We start from the raw sequence: 18,972 nt of genomic DNA, 5'->3' as shown, positions 1-18,972 counted from the left end.
CAACTCAGCAGTGCGAGAGGAGATCGGCGGCAACGCGGATCAGTTCCGCCCGCTTGCCGGACTCCCCGGTCGCCACCGCGTCAAGGACCGCGCGGTAGGCGTCGAGGCGGCCGATCCAGGCGATCCGGTCCACCGGATCGACGCAGTCGGCGTAGGAGCCGCCCGCGCCGCGGGTCAGCCGGCCGATCCGTTCCAGGATCGGCCTGACCTCCGGATGCGTCATCGGGTCCTCGTCCATCAGATGCGCGGGCAGGTCGCGGAGCGCCAGGAACACCTCGACGACCGCGAGGTTCGCCAGGTCGGCGGCGGTGACCGCGGTGGCGCGTACCAGCGCCAGCGCCTGCCGGTCGTCGAGCTCGCCGGCCAGCAGCAGCTGGAACAGCAGCCCGTCCCAGGCGAACCGCTCCTTGCGGCCGCCGCGCACGGCCAGGTAGTCGTAGACGAACGAGACCGGGACCGGGCCGCGCTCGGCCGGATCGTAGGCGGGTTCGACGGCGAGCGTAGAGGTCACGGACGGGCGCGGCCGAACCCCGGAAAGCCCACCGGCCCGCCGCCCCACCTCAAGCGCGGTCCGGAACACGGCCAGGCGCACGTCGTCCGGGTCCGCCTCGGCGAGCCCACGCAGCACATCGCTCACCGCGTCGACGTGCAGAAGAGCGACATTCCCGCGCTGGTACGCCTCGGCGGGGCCAGGATCGTAGGCCGACAGCCAGCCGATCAGCGGCGCCGGGAGCGTGCGCGCCGGAGACCCCGACAGCACGGCGGCGGCCCGGAACGCGGCGGCGGTCATCGTGGGCTCGAGCGTGACCGAGGCGCCGTCGCCGTCGCGCAGCCGCCACACCCGGTCGAACCCGGCCGGCTCCGGCGTCAGCGCTGGTGGGCGCCACCGCGCGCGCACCTCCTCGAACTCCCGCCGGCCGTGCGCGGTCGCCTCCGACGCCACCACAAGCGGCAGCGGGCCGATCCGGGCGTACCAGCGCAGCGCTTCGCCAAGCTCGCCGGCCACGGCGGTGACCGCCGCCGGCGTGCCCGACAGGTCGACGGCGATCACCGGGCGACCCGCCTGCGGGGCGAGCTCGCGGATCCGCGCCATCGTGGCGTCGTCCCAGCGGCCGAGCCCCAGAACCGGTACCGCTACCGGCGCCGGCGGCTTGCCGGTTCCGGCGGGCTGCGGCGTGGCCGGGCGGGTGTCAACTGCCACCCGGCCGGGTTCACGGCGGGCACGCCGCGGGTCCAGCAGCGCGTCCTCGGTGCGGCCGATGACCGAGGGCGCGGCGCGGCCGGGCGGCCCGGCGATCGGCTCCTCGGTGGCGACGACCACCTGGCGCAGCCCACCGTCCGCGTCGGTGACCAGGCGCAGCGTGCCGATAAGCACGTCGGGCGGCTCGTCGATGGTGAAGTCCTCGAACCGCGCCGCGTCCGTGAACTGCGTCTCCACGAGCGTGAACTGCTGGTCGTCGTGCCGGTAGACGAGCACCAGGTGCGCCCGCACGGACTGTTCCGCCGCGGTGCCGTCCTCGGCCATCAGGGGCTGCACCCAGACCGGTGTGATCGCGCCGACGCGCAGCTCATCGAGCCGGTCCCGGCCGGCCGGCGGCGTGAACCAGCCGCCGAGCCGTGCGGCGAGCGCGTCCCGGCCGCGCAGGCCGTCGGTCTCCGCGGACCGCATCGGTGCGCCGATGGTGCGCAGCACCGCGCCGACCCGGTCCACGCAGTCAGGCGTGCCGTCCCACGGCTCCGCCTGATCAAGCGCGTTCTTGATTTTGAACCGGTCGGACGGCAGCAGGCGCGCGAAGAATGCCTTCTGTTGCGGCGCCACCGCCTCGGCCCGCTCGGCCAGCCGGTCCAGCGCCACCTCAGCGAAGTCGAGCGCCAGGTGCGCGGTCCGGGCGTCGCGGAGCCCGGTTATCGCGGCCGCGTTCTTGACCGCCCGGCGGAACGACAGCCACGACGCGTAGACGGCCCGGACCGCGGTCTCCGTGCCGGCCGACACCTCCAGCACCACCGGGCCGGCGGCCGTGACCACCCACTGCAACTCCGCAAGCCGTACCGCCGGATCGTCGACCCGCCAGCGCGCGTCGCCGACCTGGCGGGCCACCTGGTCCGCGTCCCGGCGGGTCAGCTCCGGCCGCGGCTCCGGCTCCGGCGGGGCCTCGCCGTCCTCAAGCCGCGCGATCGCCTCGAGGAGCCCGCCCTGCCGTGCGTTCCACTCGCGGGCCCGCTGTGCGTCGCCGTGTGCCTCGTCCGACAGGTGGAGCACCCAGTCGAACGCGGTGTCGGTGTCGTCAAGCGTCATCCGGTTGTCGCCGCCAGGTGCCGGGTCCCGCATGTTTTGCACGTGCCGCAGCTCAAGCGGGTACTGCCGGCCGACGCCGGGCGGGCCGGTGTGCGAGGCCACCGCCTTCATCCCGCCGTAGATCCGTGGCTGGGTCAGCCGGGCGTGGCGGTCCGCGGAGAACAGCGAGCGCAGCCGCGCCCGCGCGGTGTAGTCCGGCTGGCCGTCGGCGCTTGCCTCCACCCGGTCGAGCGGGTGCACGCCCCGGTGCCGCAGGACCTTCAGCCGGTCCGCCAGCTCGTCCTGGACCCGGGTGAGGATCCGGTCGGCGTGCTCGGTCATCCAGCTCGCGGCAAGTCCCGGCAGCCGGGCGTACTCGATCAGGTCCGCGCGGCTGAGCAGCAGCGCGCCGTTCTTCGGGTTGAACCTGCCCTTCCGCGCGAACGACATCGCGAGCGCCTGGGTGACGCCGGTGGCGACGGTGCCCCGCAGCGCGGTCGCCTCCTCGGACCGCAGCAGCCAGGTGATCTCGTCGTCCCGCAGCGGGCGTTCGGCAAGCGACTGCAGGAACTCCTCAGCGACCCGGCCGCCCAGGCCGAGCGCCTCGATCTGCAGCAGCGCGACGTCCTCGGGAAGCGATCGGGTGCCGGCTTGGTCCAGCTGCGTCATCTCCAGCATGGTGGGCAGACCGGCAAGCTCGAAGTCCGGCGTCGCCTGGTAGAAGTACGAAGCCGGGTGCACGTTCTCCGGGAAGTGGAGTCGTTTCCCGGCGGTCAGGCCACCGATCCGCACGTTGCCCGGCTGGAGCAGCGCGGCCCGTAACGCCCGCGCGTCCGCCCGCTCCCGGTCCCCGTGCCGTGTCGCGGCCCAGTCGTCGAGCAGCCGCGTCCGGTCCGCGGCCCGGGGATCGAGCGCCTGCCGGACGGTGAGCCCGTGGCGGCCCGCGTGCTCCAGCCACCGGGTGGCCGCCTTCATGGAACGGTGCTGCTGCGCCGCGGTCAGCCGGACCCCGGCCAGTTCCTCGTCGAGCGCCGCGCCGGGCTCGGTGACCACCTCGACGATGTCCCAGCCCTCGATGCGGGCCAGGGTGTCGCCGGCCTCGGCCAGGTGCTGCTCGGTCGGGTACCAGCGCCCCGACCTGCCGAGCGCGACCTCGGTCTCGTCCGCCTTGATCTCCAGCCCAAGCGACCAGACGGTGCCGAGCGTCGCGCTTGACAGGTCGCCGCGGGGGATGATGCCGGTCTTCGGATCGGGCAGCCGCGGCGCGCCGATCCGGATCATCGTCTCCAGCTCCTCGCCGACCAGCCCCGGTGCGCGCGCACCGGTGGCCGGGTCGGTAAGCGCGCCGGCGGTCCGCTCCGGCGCGGCCGAGCCGGGTGTGGCCGCGGACACCACGCCGGTGCGTACCGACAGCTGCCGCAGCGCCAGGTCCGCGTCGCCGACCAGCCGTACCGTGCCGCGCAGCACCTCCGGGAGTCGCCCGCCGCCGACGGTGAAGTCCTCGAACCGGGGCCGGCCGGACGCGCGGGCCTGCGTCTCGATCAGCCGGAAGCGGTGCGCGTCGCGGCGGTAGACGAGCACCATGTGCGGGTGGCGTTCGGGCGTGCTGAGGTCACCGGCCCCGGCCGGCAGCTGCCGAGGCACCGCCCAGACGGGAGTGAGCGCGCCGACCGCCAGGTCACGCAGCCGTGAGATGCCGCCGGGTGGGCCGAACCAGCCGCCCACCAGACCGGACAACTCATCCCAGCCGAGCGCGCCGTCCACGGTGGCCTGCACCGGCGTGCCGCGTAACAGGCGCAGCCCGGCGGTGACCCGCTCCACGCAGTCCGGATCGCCTACCGGGAACACGTCGTCCAGATCGTCGAGCATCTGGCGCAGCGGCACGGCGTCGGGCTGGAGTCGGCCCGGCGGGAACAGGTTTTCGTCCGGGGCCAGCGCGGCAAGCCGTTCGCTCGCGCGAGCGATCGCCACCTCGGTGTAGTCGAGCTGGCTGTGCGCCCATCGCACGTCGCGGGCCGCCACCACAGTCGTCGCGACCTCCACCGCGTACCGGGCGGAATCCCAGGAACTGCGTGCCAGCGCGGCATTCGTGGCCCGTCCGGTGCCGATCACCCGCTCGGCGTGTTCCGCAAGCCATTCCACGATCTGCATCAGCTCGTCCAGGCGCTCGGCCGGGGTGGTTCCCGTGCGCCACGCGGCCCGGCCGACCTCCACCACGACGTCCGTGGCGTCCCGCCGCCACAGCTCCCGGGGCGGTTCCGGCGGGATCTCGGTCGTGGCGATCGCGGCGATCGCCCGGTTCAGGCCCCCGACCTCGGAATTCCATCGGCGGGCAGCCTTCGCGGCCCGGAGGGCGCGCTCGGCGGCCCAGGTCACCCAGCGCAGTGCGGTGTCCGTGTCGTCGAGCCGCATCATGGCGTCACCGGTGGCGACCGGGTCGACCAGGTTCTGCACGCTGCGGATCTCGTGGGCGTACTGCCAGCCCATCTCGCCCGGCCCGCGATGCGGCTCGAATGTGCGGGTCCGGTCGATGAGCCGGTGGTGCGAGTAGTCCAGGCCGGAGTTGGTGAAGAAAGCCAGGAGCACCTCCCGGCCGCTCCACGGCCCATCCCCGTTGCTGCTGTCCCACTGTTCGTCGAGCAACGAGTCGCCGGGCGAGGTGAGCGTTGCCATCTCGTCCGACAGCGCCTCCTCGATCCAATCGATGATCTGGAGGGCGTGGTCCCGCGTCCACAGGCCGGTGGCCACGCTCATCAACAGGTTGTAGTTGTTGAGATGGTGCCGGCTGAGGCTCAGCAGCCCGTTCTTCGGCCCGGTCTCGGTCATCGCCGCGTACGGCTTGGCGAACACATGCGTCAGCACGGTGGTGATCGCGCCGCGCATCATGTTCGTCTCCTCGCTGCGCAGCAGCCAGCCGAGCTGGGCGTCGGTGAGCGGCCGCCCGGCCCGGTCCTCCAGGAACCGTGTGGCGATCAGCTGGGCGACGCCCGCCGCGGACCGTTGAAGAAAGGCGAGCGGCTCGCCCTGCGAGTCGGTGCCGGCCTGGTCGAGCTGGATCAGGTCAAGCAATGTGGGCAGCCCGGCCGGTCCGGAGTCCGGCGTGGCCTGGAGGTAGATGTTGGATGGATGAATGTGCTCCGGAAAGTGCAGCGTCTCGCCGGCGATGTAGCGGTCTTTGCTGACTGTGGTCCGGCCGGGTGCGATGAGCGCGTCGCCGACCCGCCGTTGCGGGCTGCCCGGCGATTGTGTGTGGTGCCACGCGTCGAACACCGCGGCCAGCCGGTCGCCGTGCGCGTGCGGCTGGAACGCCTGCCCGACGGTGAATCCATGCCGGCCGGCATGCTGCAGCCAGCGGATGGCCGCCTTGCCGAGCTGGTGCAGCTGCAGCGTGCCGAAGTGGACCGAGCCGACCTCCTCGGGCACGGCCGCGCCCGGGTCGGTGACCACCTCCACGACGTCCCACCACTCGCTGCGCACCACCGGGTCGCCGGCGTCCTTCGCCTGCTCGGCCGACATGTACCAGGTGCCGGACCGGCCCAGTTCCACGGGAGCCACGTCGACCTTGAACGTCAGCCCGAGCGACGGGATGGTGGCAAGCGTCTCGCCGGACAGGCTCTCGCCCTGCATGGCGCCCGGGTACCTGGTCCGATCCCGGCCGACGCCGACCCGGATCGCGGTCTCCAGCTCCGTGCCGACCAGTCCCGGCTCGCGGCGCCCGATGGCCGGGTCGAGCAACGCGTCGATCAGCCGTTCTGCGGTCGCCGAGCCGTCAGGCCCGGAGAACACCTCGCGGGTACGCACCGCGGCCTGCAACAGCGCGCCGCCGGCGTCCCCGACCAGGCGGACCGGGCCGCGCAGCGCCGTCGGCAGCCCCGCGTTCCCGTCCGCGAACGTGAAGTGCTGGAATCGGTTGCGCCCCGGCTCCTGCGTCTCGACAAGCGTGTAGTTCCGCTCGCCGGACCTGTGGACCAGCACCATGTGCGACTTGTCGACCGTCCACACAGGTGTGATCGCGCCGATCTGAAGTGCGCTCAGCCGGTCCGCGGCGCCCGGCGGGTGGAAGCGCCCGCCCATCCGCGCGGCGAGCAGGTCGCGGGGGCGCAGGCCGTCGTCGGCTGCGGCCCGCATGCGGGTGCCGAGGTGGCCGAGCACGAACGCCACCCGGTCCACGCAGTCCGGGACGCCCGTGTCGTACGGCGGCAGCACGTCAAGCGCCCGGCGCAGCAGTTCCCCGTCGCTCGACTCCGGTGGATGCAGTGCGACGACGGCGCCGCGGGTACCGGCCAGGGCCAGCTCCTCCGGTCCGGCCGGCACCAGCCCGCCCGGACCGGCCGCCCAGACCGAGTCGCCGTCCGGGATCAGCCAGAACAGCCGGCCGGAGACGCGGACCAGCGCGCGGGTCCCGGCTGCCAGCGCCGCCCCGACGTCTGCGGTGGCCGGGGTGCCGGTGCCGAAGCGGGTCCAGACCTCGGCGGCCGTGGGCGGGGTGAGACGGGCCGGGTCCCAGTCGCCGGTCGAGCCGGTGAGCACCATGCCGACCGCCATCAGGTACGCGGCCGACGACGACGCGCCCAGCTCCCGTACCCGTGCGAGGGGTGTCTGGGTCTGATCTTGTGCGAGCCGGGCGGCCGAGTGCAGCAGCTCGCGGGCTGCGGCGTCCGCGCGTGGCAGGACCCGGACCGCAGCCGGTGTGCCTGTGGTCTCCCGGTCCGCCGCGTCCACCGGGACGACGCGCGGGGAGAGCGGCATGCCCGGCCGGTACGCCAGGTACGCATGCGCGCCTGTCACGTCCGCCGCGGCCAGCCAGGTGTCCAGGCCGGTCGGGCTGCCGGGCATTCCGGTGAGCACCGCGCCGGACGGCATCGTCTCCAGCGCGATCCGCACCGCCCGCAGTGCCGAGGGCCGTTCCAGCGCCGCGTCCGGAAGCACGACGGCCCCGCCGGCTGCGGGTCGGGTCGCGCTCATCGCCCTGGTCAGCGCGAGCAGGTCGACCGCGTCGGCCATGGTGCCGGGGTGGAAGTACACGCCACCTGGCACCGGAACGAAGCGCCCGTCTCGGCACAGTTCGGACAGGGATGTAACGGCCATGATCACTCCCACACACGGTCGGTGACCTCACAACGAGACGCCCGCTGCTTCGGTTCAGCGCCGGATTGTCCGGGCGGCCGATAAGACGATCGACCGCAGTCGCCGACGCGCCGGCCTGGTGCGCGGTGTGGGACTCAGCAGTTCGACAGCACGTACGCCGCTACGCCCAGCAGCTCGCCGCGCCGCGCGTCGCCGGACGCGGTGAGCCGCGCACGGTAGCCGTCGATCCGGCCCACCCACGCGGTCCGGTCGACCGGGTCGACGCAGTCCGCATAGGAGCCACCGGCGCCCTGTGCCACCCGGCCGAGCCGGCCCAGCAGCTCCCGCAGGCGAGGGTGCGTCATCGGGTCCTCGCCCAGCAGCGCCTCCGGCAGGTCGCGGATCTCAAGGAGCACCTCGAGCACCACGGCGTTCGCGTGATCGGCCGGCGTGACGGCGGTGGCGCGGATCAGCGACAGCGCCTGCTCCCCGCTCAGCTCCCCGGCCATCAGGAGCTGGAAGAGCAGGCCGTCCCAGGGGAAGCGCTCCCGGCGCCCGCCGGTCGCGGTCAGATAGTCGTAGACGAAGGTGACGGGCGCCGGGCCGCGCGTGGCCGGATCGTAGGCCGGCTCGACCGTGAGGAACGAGGTGGCGACCGGCCGCAGTCGCGCGTCCGGGACGCCGCCGGCCCGCCGGGCCACCTCGAGCGCGGTGCGGAACGCGGCGAGCCGGGCGTCGTCCGGGACGGTGCCGGCCAGCCAGGCCAGGTCGTCCGCGACCCCTGTGGTGTGCAGCGCGTCCGCGTGCTCGCGGTGATGCTCCTCGGCCGGCCCGAACTCACGCAAGCTCAGCCATCGGGTCAGCGCCGCCGGCAGCGGGCTCGCGGCCCGGGGAAGCGCGCCGGCGGCCTGGAACACGTTCTCGGCGAGCGCGGACGCCCGGGTGACGGTCCGGCCGTCCTCGTCCCGCAGCACCCAGCTCCTGTCGAACGGCGTGAGCGTCACCGGGCGCAGCTCGGCCACCGCCCGGTCGAAGAGAGCACGGCCGTGCGCGGTGGCGTCCGTCGCGGCCACGAGTGGCGCCGGGCCGAGTCGTGCGTGCCAGCGCACCACGTCCCGCAGCTCGGCGACAACTGTGGTGACCGTGTCCGGCGGGCCGGCCAGATCAACAGCGATCACCGGGCGGCCGGCCCGCGCGGCGTGGACCCGGACGGCCTCGCGCATGCCTGCGGCGGGTGCGGACCGCCAGCCGCCGAGCACGACGACCGGCTGGTGCGTGGACTCCACCGGGGCGGCTACCCGGTGCAGCGCGACCGGCTCTGCCCGCGGCTGTGACTCCTTCTCCAGCGCGCGCCGCAGGAGGCGGCCCAGCCGGGCGTCGTCCGGGCCGGGCCTGGCCGTGGCCGGGTCGAGCGCGTGCAGCGTGTCAGCCACCCAGTCACGACCGCGCCGCAGCGCCTCCGCGGGTGTGAATGCCGCCAGCAGCCGGGCGGTCTGCCGCATCCGCTCGGCGGTCACGGCCGTGACGCCGTGCGCGAGCGCTGTCAGGTAGGTGAGGGCCAGCAGCTCACGTCGCGCCTCCGGGCCGTCCCGGCCGATCACGTCGCGGGCCAGCGCGTCCGCGACGGCCACGGCCTCGTCGTCAGGCGACGACACCCAGACCTTCACCTCGGACGTGTCCAGCAGCGCGTCGACCAGGTGGTACGCGGTGAACGCGCCATCGTCCGCCCGACCGGCGAGCCGCTCCTTGTCGACGGCGTCCGGGCGGCCGAAGAGCCGGCCGAAGAGCCGCCGGTCCTCGGCCGAGATCGCGTGCACGGCGGCGCGCGAGACGTCCGGGCGGGCGGACGGCATCAGCACCGGCCGGTGGATCCGGATCAGGTCCGGGGTGAGCTGTCGCCCGGCCGCGACCGCGTATTCGGTGACCATCGTCTGCGCGACCCGCCAGACCCGCCACGGCGTTTCCGCACCCGGCGCGCCGACCACCACCGGCGGGTCGCCGTCCTCGATCGCGGGCTCTGCGCCGGCCGGCCCGATCCACAGCCGCTTCCCCACCGTGACCAGGTCGAATCCGGGCAGTACCGGGTGCCGGACCTGCCCGGTGGCCCAGATGCCGGTCCGGTGCCGGAGCAGGTCGGCCGGCTCCTGGAGCACCTGGAAGTAGGAGGCGAACGGACCGGGCGCGGGCCGATGGTTGCCCCCGTACGCCACGAAGTGCTGCGCCCACGGCCCTTCCGGCCGGTCCACCGCGCGAACGCCGATCGCGAGCCGCTGATCCGGGCCGAGCAGCCGGGTCAGCTCGATCGCGGTCCGCAGCGACATCGGCAGGCCCGGCACCAGCTCCACAAGCGCGTTCTCCGGCGCCTCCGCGGCCAGGTGCCGGATCAGCGCGCGCGGGTCGTCACCGTCCGGGACGACCACGACCACAAGCGGCCGGTCCGCTGACGCCCGCCGGTCAGGTGCCGCTGCGGGTGGCCGGCCCGCCGGGTGGATCAGCACGCCGGCCCGGCCCAGCGGCGACCTGTCGAATCCATGGGGGAGCGGGAACGAGACGGAGGTGCTCCAGTCCCGGATCGTGCCGGCCGCGTCGAACGTCTCCTGCACCCGGTACGCGGACGCCTCAAGCGCCACCATCCGGACCCGGGCCAGCACCTGCGCCTCCACCCGTTGCCAGCGGTCCCTGTCGGCGCGTAGGCGGCCGCGCAACCGGGAGTCCGGGAGGGTCACCGATTCGGGCGCCGGCGTCCGAATCGCGTGCAGACTCGCCAGCGCGGCGGGCGCGTCGTAGGTGAAGCCCTCGTACCCGTCCCACTCACTCGCCGCCATCGGGTGCCGGCGGTCACCGGTGACCGCGGTGCGCAGTAGCTCGCTGAGCACCTCGGGGTGGATATCCCACTCCCGCCAGGGCTGGGTCCGCAGCGCGCGGGCCGCCATCGACACCTGCTCGACGTGCGTGATCTCGTGCACAAGCGTGCTCAGCATCTCGTCGAGCGGCCGGTCCGCCTGCAGCCCCATCGACCAGTCATCGCGCGAGAAGAGCCCCGCTCGGTGCGAGTCCGGGTCTTCCCGGCGGATGTCCCGCAGGTCCGGCACTCCGGCGTGCTGGGTCAGCATCCGCGCCAGCCCCGCCCAGTGCGTCAGCCAGTCCGGGGCCTCCGTGTCGAGCAGCCGATCGCGGAGTCGTACCGCCTCGGCCCGCAGCTTCGCGTGGATCTCCGGGTCGGCGGTCCGGAACAGCAGGTGATCATAGAAACCGGGCTCCTGCAGCGTCGTGAAGTGCGCGTTCAGGAACGTCCGTACGCTCGCGTCCTTGATCACGATCCGCATCCGGCTGCGGTCGACGGACTCGGTCCTGCCCTGCGTCACTGACCAGCCGGCCCGGGCCAGGTCGGTCAGCAGCCAGCCGAGGCCGCGCCCGGCCAGGGCCGCCTCGAACGGCAGCGGTGTCATCGCCCGGACCAGCCGGCCCTGCCGGTCCAGCGCCGCGCGGACCGTCACCTCGGTGCCGTTCACGACCGCTCGGTAGAGGTGGGTGCCGTCCACCGGCAGCGCGTCCGGGACCGGCTTCCGGCCGCTCACCACGTGCTTGACGAAGTCGCGGGCGGTCTTCGCGGGTGCGGTGCTCTCCGACAGGTGCAGCGTCCGGGACAGTGCGCCCTGCGGACGCCTCCAGCCGGCGGCCTGCGCGAGCCGGAAGAAGTGGTCCGCGCTGCCGTCCGGGAAGATCTCCTGCGCGCCGCCGGCCATGCCCGGTGTCCGGGGTCCGGTCGCCGGATCGCGCCACCCGTCCACGGCGCTGTCCGCGACGGGCATCGAAGATCTGACGGGGGTACGGGTGCGCAGGTCCATCTGCAGCAGCCTGCCGTCCACGTCGCCGATCAGCCGCACGGTGCCGGTCAGTGCGTCCACAGTGATCGGTGTGACCCGGTCCTGCGTCTCCACGAGCAGGAAGTCCCGGCTGGAGAGGCGATGAAGCAGTACCAGGTGCGCCGGATCGGCGTCCGGCACGAGCCAGACGGGGGTGAGCGCGCCGACCCGCATCGCGGTCAGGTCACCGGCGTCGCCGGGCGGCAGGAAGTGTCCGCCGAAACGGTCGGCGACGGCGTCCCGGGCGCGCAGGCCCTCCGGCACCGTTGCGGCCATCGGGAAGCCGAGCCGGCCGAGCACGAACGCCACCCGGTCGGCGCAGTCCGGATCAGTGCGGTTCCAGGCGGGCAGCGCGTCAAGCGCCTCCTGGAGGACCTGTGCCGCAGGTGGGAACGGGGTGATCGTGGCGCCGCGCGCGACGGCCCGGCTCAGGAACGCGTCGTCGGCAGGTGTGACGTCGCCGGGTCCGCGCACCGCCCAGAGCCGTCCGGCGTCCGCGGCCAGCCAGGTCAGCTCCGGGCCGGACGCGCCGGTGGTGTGCAGCAGCGAGGTCGTGCCCGGCGCCGCGGCCGTCGTGGCCAGGGCCGCGGGTGCGGTCAGGGCCGTCGTGCTGCCGCCCGGAAACAGCCGCCGTACCTCGTCCACGGAGAGTGGTGTGACGCGCGCCGGGTCCCACGCGTCCGGCGCGCCGGTGAGCACCATGCCGGCCGCAAGCAGGAACTCGGGCAGCGGGAGCGCACCTGTCAGTTCCCGTAACCGTGCCAGCGGGGCCGTCGAGGTGTCGGCCGCGAGCCGGGCGGCGGTGTACAGCGCCTCCCGGGCCGCGGCCTGCGCTTGGGGCAGCACCCGCACCGCGACGGCACGGTCCTGCGCGACGGCATGGTCCTGGGCATCGACCGGGATCAGGCGCGGGGCGGACTCCATGCCCGGCAGGTGGGGCAGGTACGCCTGCGCCCCGATCGTGTCGGTGACCGCCAGCCAGCTGTCCGGGCCGGCCGTGCTCCCCGGCAGCGCGCCGAGCGTCACGCCGGCCCGCACCGAGGCCAGATCCGCCACGGTACGGCGCAGGATCCCGATCGACTCCGGCCGGGACAGTGCGGCGTCGGACAGCACGATCACGCCGTCGCCGGAGGCCGGGCGCACCGCTCGCATCGCCTTGACCAGGCCCATCAGGTCGACAAGGCCGGTGTCGCGGCCGGGCTGGAAGAACACTCCGCCGGGGATCGGCACGAACCAGCCGTCAGGGCACAGGTCGAACAGGGTCGGGACCGGCATGGGCGCTCCTCGCTCCGGCGTAGCCCGCTATTACGACGGACCGGAGCGTTCGGTTCACCCGGCGGTCATCTCCTGGTAATCGGCCGGACTCAGTTGTCGGCCAGGCGCGCGGGGAAGCCGCCGGTGGCGATCGGGCCCCAGGAGTCGATCGTGACGCGGATCAGCGACTTCCCCTGGGCGACCATGGCCGCGCGGTACTCGTCCCAGTCCGGGTGCTCGCCGGAGATGCAGCGGAAGTACTCGACGAGCGGCTCGACCGAGTCCGGCAGGTCGATGACCTCGGCGGTGCCGTCGATCTGCACCCATGCGCCGTTGAACTCGTCAGACAGCAGACACACCGACACCTGCGGATTTTTCCGGACATTAGTGGCCTTGGCCCGGTCCGGGTACGTGGAGATGACGATCCGGCCGGACGTGTCGACGCCACAGGTCACCGGCGAGGACTGCGGGCGGCCGTCCGCGCGCGTGGTCATCAGGACGGCGTGGTGCCGCGGCCGGGCGAAGTCGAGCAACTCGTCGCGGCCGACCCGGGTGTTCGTGGCGATCGTGCGTGGCATGCGGTTGTTTCCCCTCGGTTCGCGGTTTCCCCGCCAGCCTAGGCGCTGTATCGGCGTGAGGGCCGGAGCGAGGCGCGGTCAGCAGTCGTCTGGGTGCGCGGCGTGCGCGCCTTCATACCGGTGTTGTCCGTGGGCGTTTGCGACATGCCGTCAGGCGGCCATCCCACGTTTGTTACAGCGCCTGGGTCGCCCAGCCGTAGGCCGTCGGGATCAAGCACCTAGCGCCACCGGTGATCGACAGGCCGGTTACTCGGTAGACTGGCGATCGTGGACGCGCCGTCGATGATCATCGCCCCCAGCATTCTGGCCGCCGACTTCGCCCGCCTCGCCGACGCGGCGCGCGCGGTCGAGGGTGAGGCCGACTGGCTGCACGTCGACGTGATGGACAACCACTTCGTGCCGAACCTGACGATCGGCCTGCCCGTGGTGCAGAGCCTGCGCAAGGCGACGCCGATCCCGTTCGACGTGCACCTCATGATCGAGGACCCGGAGCGCTGGGCGCCGGGTTACGCGGAGGCGGGGTCGTACAACGTCACGTTCCACGCCGAGGCCACCGGGGACCCGGTCGCGCTTGCCAAGACGCTGCGCGCGGCGGGCACCAAGGCAGGGCTGGCGATCGACCGGGACACCGACGTCACGCCGTACCTGGAGTTGCTCCCGCACTTCGACACGCTGCTGATCATGACGATCAAGGCCGGTTTCGGCGGGCAGAAGTTCTTACCGGCGACGCTCGACAAGGTCCGCGCCGTCCGGCAGCGCATCGAGGCCGGCCACCTGGAGCTGCGCCTGGAGGTGGACGGCGGCATCGCGGCCGACACCATCGCGGCCGCGGCCGAGGCCGGTGCGGACGCGTTCGTGGCCGGCACCGCGGTCTACGGCGCGGAGGACCCGGCCGAGGCGATCAGGAAACTCCGCGCCCTCGGGTCAGTCCGGCCATGAGCACCGGGGAGCGCGACGAGTTCGGGGCCGACCCCGGCCGTGACCTGATACTCGTGGTCGACGACGACAGGGACATAGCGCATTTCGTGGCGCTCAACCTGAAGCTCGACGGCTTCGACGTGGTCGTGGCGAACGACGGCAGGCAGGCGCTTGAGGAGATCGACAAGCGGCGCCCGTCGCTCGCCGTGCTTGACCTGATGATGCCGGAGATCGACGGTCTCGAACTGACCCGCCGTCTGCGGGCGAATCCGATCACCGCCACGCTGCCGATCATCATGCTCACCGCCAAGAGCATGACCATCGACAAGGTCAACGGGCTCAAGGCCGGCGCGGACGACTACATGGTCAAGCCGTTCGACACGTCCGAGCTTGTCGCGCGCGTGCGCAACACGCTCAGCCGCAACCAGGAGTCGCGCGAGGTCTCGCCGCTGACCGGGCTGCCCGGCAACAGCCGGATGAAGCGCGAGATCAGCGACCGCATGCGCAGCGGGGCGGACTACGCGGTCGGCTACATCGACATCGACCGGTTCAAGGCCGTCAACGACGTCTACGGCTTCGACCGCGGCGACGCGTTCATCCAGGCGATGGCGCGCAGCCTGCACCGTGCGGTGGTGAAGGTCGGCCTGCCGCCGGTCTTCCTCGGCCACATCGGCGGCGACGACTTCATCTTCATCTGCACGCCGGAGCAGATCCGGCCGCTCACCCAGCACCTGGTGGTCGACTTCGAGCGCGCGGCGGACAAGCTCTACGACCCCGAGCACGCCCGGCAGGGCTACATCGAGGTGCCGGACCGGAAGGGCAACAAGCAGCGCGCCGCGCTTGTCACGCTCTCCATCGGCGTGGCGACCGCGCGCGAGGGCCGCCGCTTCGACGACCCGCGCATGGTGATGGCGATCGCGTCGGACATGAAGAAGACCGCCAAGAACCAGCCCGGGTCGTACGTCGCGGTCGACCGCCGCAACAACGTCTGACCTTGTGACGTAGATCCCCCGGTGGGAGACGATCGCGGCGATACGTGTAAGACTCAGGGGTAGCCCACCACGCGCTGGCGGGACTCGGTGAGATTCCGAACCGGCGGTGATCCGTTCCGTTCATCGGAGCGGTCAGCCCGCGACCCGGACGTGCTCTGCACGGCCGGTGGACCTGGTGAGAACCCAGGGCCGACGGTTGACCAGGCCAAAGACGGCCACGGTCAGACAGTCCGGATGGGAGACAGCGCGCGGACGATCGGCCGTGCCCTCATCAGGGCATGATCGAGGGGTGCGGCTTGCCGTACCCTCTGCGTCCCCGTGACAAGAACCCTCGCTGCGCGTGCTGACACCGCGAGCGAGGGGAGACGACAGCCATGGCGAGCCGGGCCGAGGACGAGGCGATGCGGCATGCGATCGCGCTCGCGGCGTTCGGTCTCGGGACCACCAGCCCGAACCCGGTGATGGGCTGCGTCATCCTTGACGCGCAGGAGCGGGTGGTCGGCGAGGGCTTCCACGCCTACGCCGGCGGCCCGCACGCCGAGATCGTCGCGCTTGCGCACGCGGGGGAGCGGGCCCGGAACGGCACCGCTGTGGTGACGCTCGAGTCCTGTGACAGCGTCGGCCGCACCGGGCCGTGCACCCGAGCGCTGATGCAGGCAGGCATCCGCCGTGTGGTGATCGCGGTCACCGATCCGAATCCGCTCGCCGGCCACGGTGCCGCGACGCTTCGCGACGCGGGGATCCAGGTCGAGATGGGGGTACGCGAGGAGGAGGCCGCCACCGGCAACGTGGCCTGGCTGACCGCGGTACGCCGGGGCTGGCCCTACGTGACCTGGCGCGTCGCCTCCACGCTCGACGGCCGGACCGCCGCGGTGGACAACTCCTCGGAGTGGATCACCTCGGAGGCGGCCCGGATAGACGTGCACCAGCTGCGCGGCGAGGCGGACGCGATCATCATCGGCGTCGGCACCGTGCTTGCCGACAACCCGCGCCTGACCGTCCGCAACGTCCGTGACGGGAGCCTGGCCATCCGCCAGTCGCTGCGCGTGGTGGTGGACGGCGACGGTGAGACGCCCGCGGACGCGCGGGTGCGCGACGGCCTGGCCGACACCTGGATCGCGACCGCGGCCGAGGTCGGCACCGGCGAGGACGGCCTGGTGGACCTGCGCTCGCTGCTTCGCGGCCTGTACAAGCGGGGTGTACGCGCGGCGCTGCTTGAGGGCGGGCCGACGCTTGCCGCGGGTTTCCTCTCCGCGGGCCTGGTCGACCGGGTGATCGGCTACATGGCGCCGAAGCTGCTCGGTGCGGGCCGGCCGTCGCTGTCCGGCAAGGAGCTGAGCAACGGCGTGGGCGTCGGCATCCTGCGCGAGCCGATCGACCTTGAGTTCACCGAGATCACGCTTGTCGGGCCGGACATCAGGTTCACCGCGGTGCCGTTGTTCCGGACCCCCGAGACGCAGGCGAGCCTGACGGCCCACCTGGAGCGCATCACGCCACAGAAGACGAAAAAAGCTGATATTTCGGCTGAGGAGCGGGCGAGCTCCGACATCATGCGCGGCGTGCCGGTTCGTTCCGGCGTCGACGAGAAGGGGTAGGCCAACCATGTTCACCGGCATCGTGGAGGAACTCGGCGAGGTCGTCAGCCTCGCCGGGACCAGCGACGACTCCGCCCTGCTGACCGTGCGCGGGCCGCTGGTCAGCGAGGACGCGAAGCACGGCGACTCGATCTCGGTCAACGGCGTCTGCCTGACCGTGGTCGACTTCGGCGACGGCGTGTTCACCGCCGACGTGATGGGCGAGACGCTTCGCCGCTCCAGCCTGGGCGGGCTGTCCACCGGCAGCCCCGTCAACCTTGAGCGTGCGGCGCTGCTCGGCAGCCGGCTCGGCGGGCACCTGGTGCAGGGGCACGTGGACGGCGTCGGGCACATCGAGAAGCGCGAGCCGGCCGCTCAGTGGGAGACCGTCACGTTCTCCCTGCCGGTCGAGCTGAGCCGCTACGTGGTGGAGAAGGGCTCGATCACCATCGACGGCGTCTCCCTCACCGTGACGGATGTAACGGAAAAATCATTTTCTGTCGGACTAATCCCTACAACGCTGAAGTTGACCACACTGGGGCACAAGCGGATCGGCGATCCGGTGAACCTCGAGGTCGACGTGATCGCAAAATATGTCGAGAAGATGCTGAGGGACCCGCGATGACCACTGGCTTTGGCACGATCGAGCAGGCGGTCGCGGCGATCGCCGAGGGCCGCGCCGTGATCGTGGTGGACGACGAGGACCGCGAGAACGAGGGCGACCTGATCTTCGCCGCCGAGAAGGCGACGCCGGAGCTCGTCGCGTTCATGCGCCGCTACACGTCCGGCTACATCTGCGCGCCGCTCACCGAGGCGGACGCGGACCGGCTGGAACTCCCGCCGATGTACCACACCAACCAGGACCGGCGCGGCACCGCGTACACGGTGACCGTGGACGCCCGCGAAGGTGTCAGCACCGGCATCTCGGCCGCGGACCGCGCGCACACGCTGCGGCTGCTGGCCAGCCCGTCGACAAGCCCGACCGACCTGTCCCGGCCCGGCCACGTGGTGCCGCTTCGCGCGCGTCCCGGCGGCGTGCTGCGCCGGCCCGGCCACACCGAGGCCGCGATCGACCTGGCCGAGCTGGCCGGACTGCACCCGGCCGGCGTGCTCTGCGAGATGGTCAACGACGACGGCACCATGATGCGGATGCCGGACATGGAGGCGTTCGCCACCGAGCACGGCATCGTGCTGATCACCATCGCGGAGCTGATCGCGTACCGGCGCCGGCACGAGAAGCAGGTCGAGCGGGTCGCGGAGGCGCGCATCCCGACGCCGCACGGTGTGTTCCGGGCGTTCGGCTACCGGGTCGCGTTCGACACCGCCGAGCACGTGGCGATGGTCTTCGGCGAGATCGGCGACGGCGAGAACGTGCTGGTCCGGGTGCACTCCGAGTGCCTCACCGGCGACGTCTTCGGCTCGCAGCGCTGCGACTGCGGCCCGCAGCTGGACGCGTCGTTCGCCCGCGTCGCGAAGGAGGGCCGGGGCGTGGTGCTCTACGTGCGCGGCCACGAGGGGCGGGGCATCGGCCTGCTGCACAAGCTCCAGGCGTACCAGCTGCAGGATCGGGGCCTGGACACGGTGGACGCGAACCTGGAGCTCGGCCTGCCCGCGGACGCCCGCGACTACGGCACCGGCGCGCAGATCCTCTACGACCTCGGCGTGCGCACCATGACGCTGCTGACGAACAACCCCGCGAAGCGGGCCGGCCTGGAGGGGTACGGCCTGCAGATCGTCGGCCGCGAGGGCCTGCCGGTCCGCCCGCACCCGGAGAACGTCCGCTACCTGCGCACCAAGCGGGACCGGATGGGTCACACCTACGACGAGGCCGACGAGCAGGTTCTCAACGGACTCGCCTGATCTCACGAGGGAGAGCACTGACATGGCAGGATTCGGAGATCCGCAGCTGAGCACCGTCGAGGCGGGCGGCCTGAGGCTCGGCATCGTCGCTGCCCGCTGGCACCACGAGCTGGTCGACCACATGGTCGGCCGCGCCGAGGCCGCCGCCGAGGCCTGCGGCGTGGGCGACGTCGTCGTCTCCCGGGTGGCCGGCTCCGTCGAGATCCCGGTGGTGGCGCAGGCGCTCGCCGAGGTGTGCGACGCCGTGGTCGCGCTCGGCGTCGTCATCCGCGGCGAAACGTCCCACTACGAGTACGTCTGTGACTCCGTCACCACAGGCCTGACCCGGGTCTCCCTTGATGCCCGCACCCCGGTCGGCCAGGGCGTCCTCACCGTCGAGTCGCTCGGCCAGGCCCGCGACCGCGCCGGCCTCGAGGACTCGATCGAGGACAAGGGCTGGGCCTCCACTGTCGCCGCCCTCGGCGCCGCCCTCGCGATCCGCGAGATCCAAAAGGCATAGAAATTCTTCGCGGGTACGCGGCGGGCGTGGCAGATCGATTGCCACGCCCGCCGTGCTTTTCGCCTCTGAGTGCACTCTCCCGCCCCTCG

The 18,972-nt window shown here is 72.7% G+C and carries 8 protein-coding genes, 1 pseudogene and 1 riboswitch; of the genes and pseudogenes, 6 read left to right on the top strand and 3 right to left on the bottom strand.

What is annotated here, in order from left to right; all coding sequences use genetic code 11:
* Positions 1 to 4 precede the first annotated feature (4 nt).
* From ACIA8K_RS31015 to ACIA8K_RS31005, 3 genes are all read right to left on the bottom strand, one after another.
* Positions 5 to 7,363 (bottom strand): hypothetical protein, encoded by a 7,359-nt coding sequence (locus ACIA8K_RS31015; RefSeq protein WP_396065627.1) that lies wholly within the window; start codon positions 7,361 to 7,363, stop codon positions 5 to 7.
* 134 nt (positions 7,364 to 7,497) lie between these two features.
* Positions 7,498 to 12,483 (bottom strand): hypothetical protein, encoded by a 4,986-nt coding sequence (locus ACIA8K_RS31010; RefSeq protein ID WP_396065625.1) that lies wholly within the window; start codon positions 12,481 to 12,483, stop codon positions 7,498 to 7,500.
* Positions 12,484 to 12,572: 89 nt separating this feature from the next.
* The gene (locus ACIA8K_RS31005) at positions 12,573 to 13,040 is read right to left on the bottom strand and encodes a PPOX class F420-dependent oxidoreductase (RefSeq protein WP_396065623.1); all 468 of its coding nucleotides are present in this window, start codon (positions 13,038 to 13,040) and stop codon (positions 12,573 to 12,575) included.
* A 282-nt stretch (positions 13,041 to 13,322) separates the two neighbouring features.
* On the opposite strand from ACIA8K_RS31005, the gene rpe reads away from it, so the two are divergent.
* The 6 genes and pseudogenes from rpe (at position 13,323) to ribH (ending at position 18,883) form a co-directional block, all read left to right on the top strand.
* Positions 13,323 to 13,979: a ribulose-phosphate 3-epimerase gene (gene rpe, locus ACIA8K_RS31000; protein ID WP_396065737.1), complete on the top strand. Its 657-nt coding sequence runs from the start codon at positions 13,323 to 13,325 to the stop codon at positions 13,977 to 13,979.
* Entirely contained in the window at positions 13,976 to 14,950 is a 975-nt protein-coding gene (locus ACIA8K_RS30995) for a response regulator (RefSeq protein WP_396065621.1), read from the top strand. The genes rpe and ACIA8K_RS30995 overlap by 4 nt, the downstream gene beginning before the upstream one ends.
* Before the next feature lie 69 nt (positions 14,951 to 15,019).
* Positions 15,020 to 15,200: riboswitch (FMN riboswitch) on the top strand.
* Positions 15,201 to 15,324: 124 nt separating this feature from the next.
* Positions 15,325 to 16,380 (top strand): annotated as a pseudogene (ribD, locus tag ACIA8K_RS30990) (bifunctional diaminohydroxyphosphoribosylaminopyrimidine deaminase/5-amino-6-(5-phosphoribosylamino)uracil reductase RibD); the annotation flags it as partial.
* A 172-nt stretch (positions 16,381 to 16,552) separates the two neighbouring features.
* A complete protein-coding gene (locus ACIA8K_RS30985; protein ID WP_396065619.1) occupies positions 16,553 to 17,149 on the top strand; it encodes a riboflavin synthase in 597 nt (198 codons plus the stop codon).
* Complete coding sequence (locus ACIA8K_RS30980) at positions 17,146 to 18,384, top strand: bifunctional 3,4-dihydroxy-2-butanone-4-phosphate synthase/GTP cyclohydrolase II (RefSeq protein WP_396065617.1); 1,239 nt, start codon at positions 17,146 to 17,148, stop codon at positions 18,382 to 18,384. Before ACIA8K_RS30985 ends, ACIA8K_RS30980 begins: the two co-directional genes overlap by 4 nt.
* Positions 18,385 to 18,406: 22 nt before the next feature.
* A complete protein-coding gene (gene ribH / locus ACIA8K_RS30975; protein ID WP_396065615.1) occupies positions 18,407 to 18,883 on the top strand; it encodes a 6,7-dimethyl-8-ribityllumazine synthase in 477 nt (158 codons plus the stop codon).
* Positions 18,884 to 18,972: the final 89 nt, after the last annotated feature.

Origin of the sequence: Catenuloplanes sp. NPDC051500, assembly GCF_044454585.1 — a bacterium.
GTDB lineage: Bacteria > Actinomycetota > Actinomycetes > Mycobacteriales > Micromonosporaceae > Catenuloplanes.
This window is presented reverse-complemented; position numbering and strand designations above follow the sequence as displayed.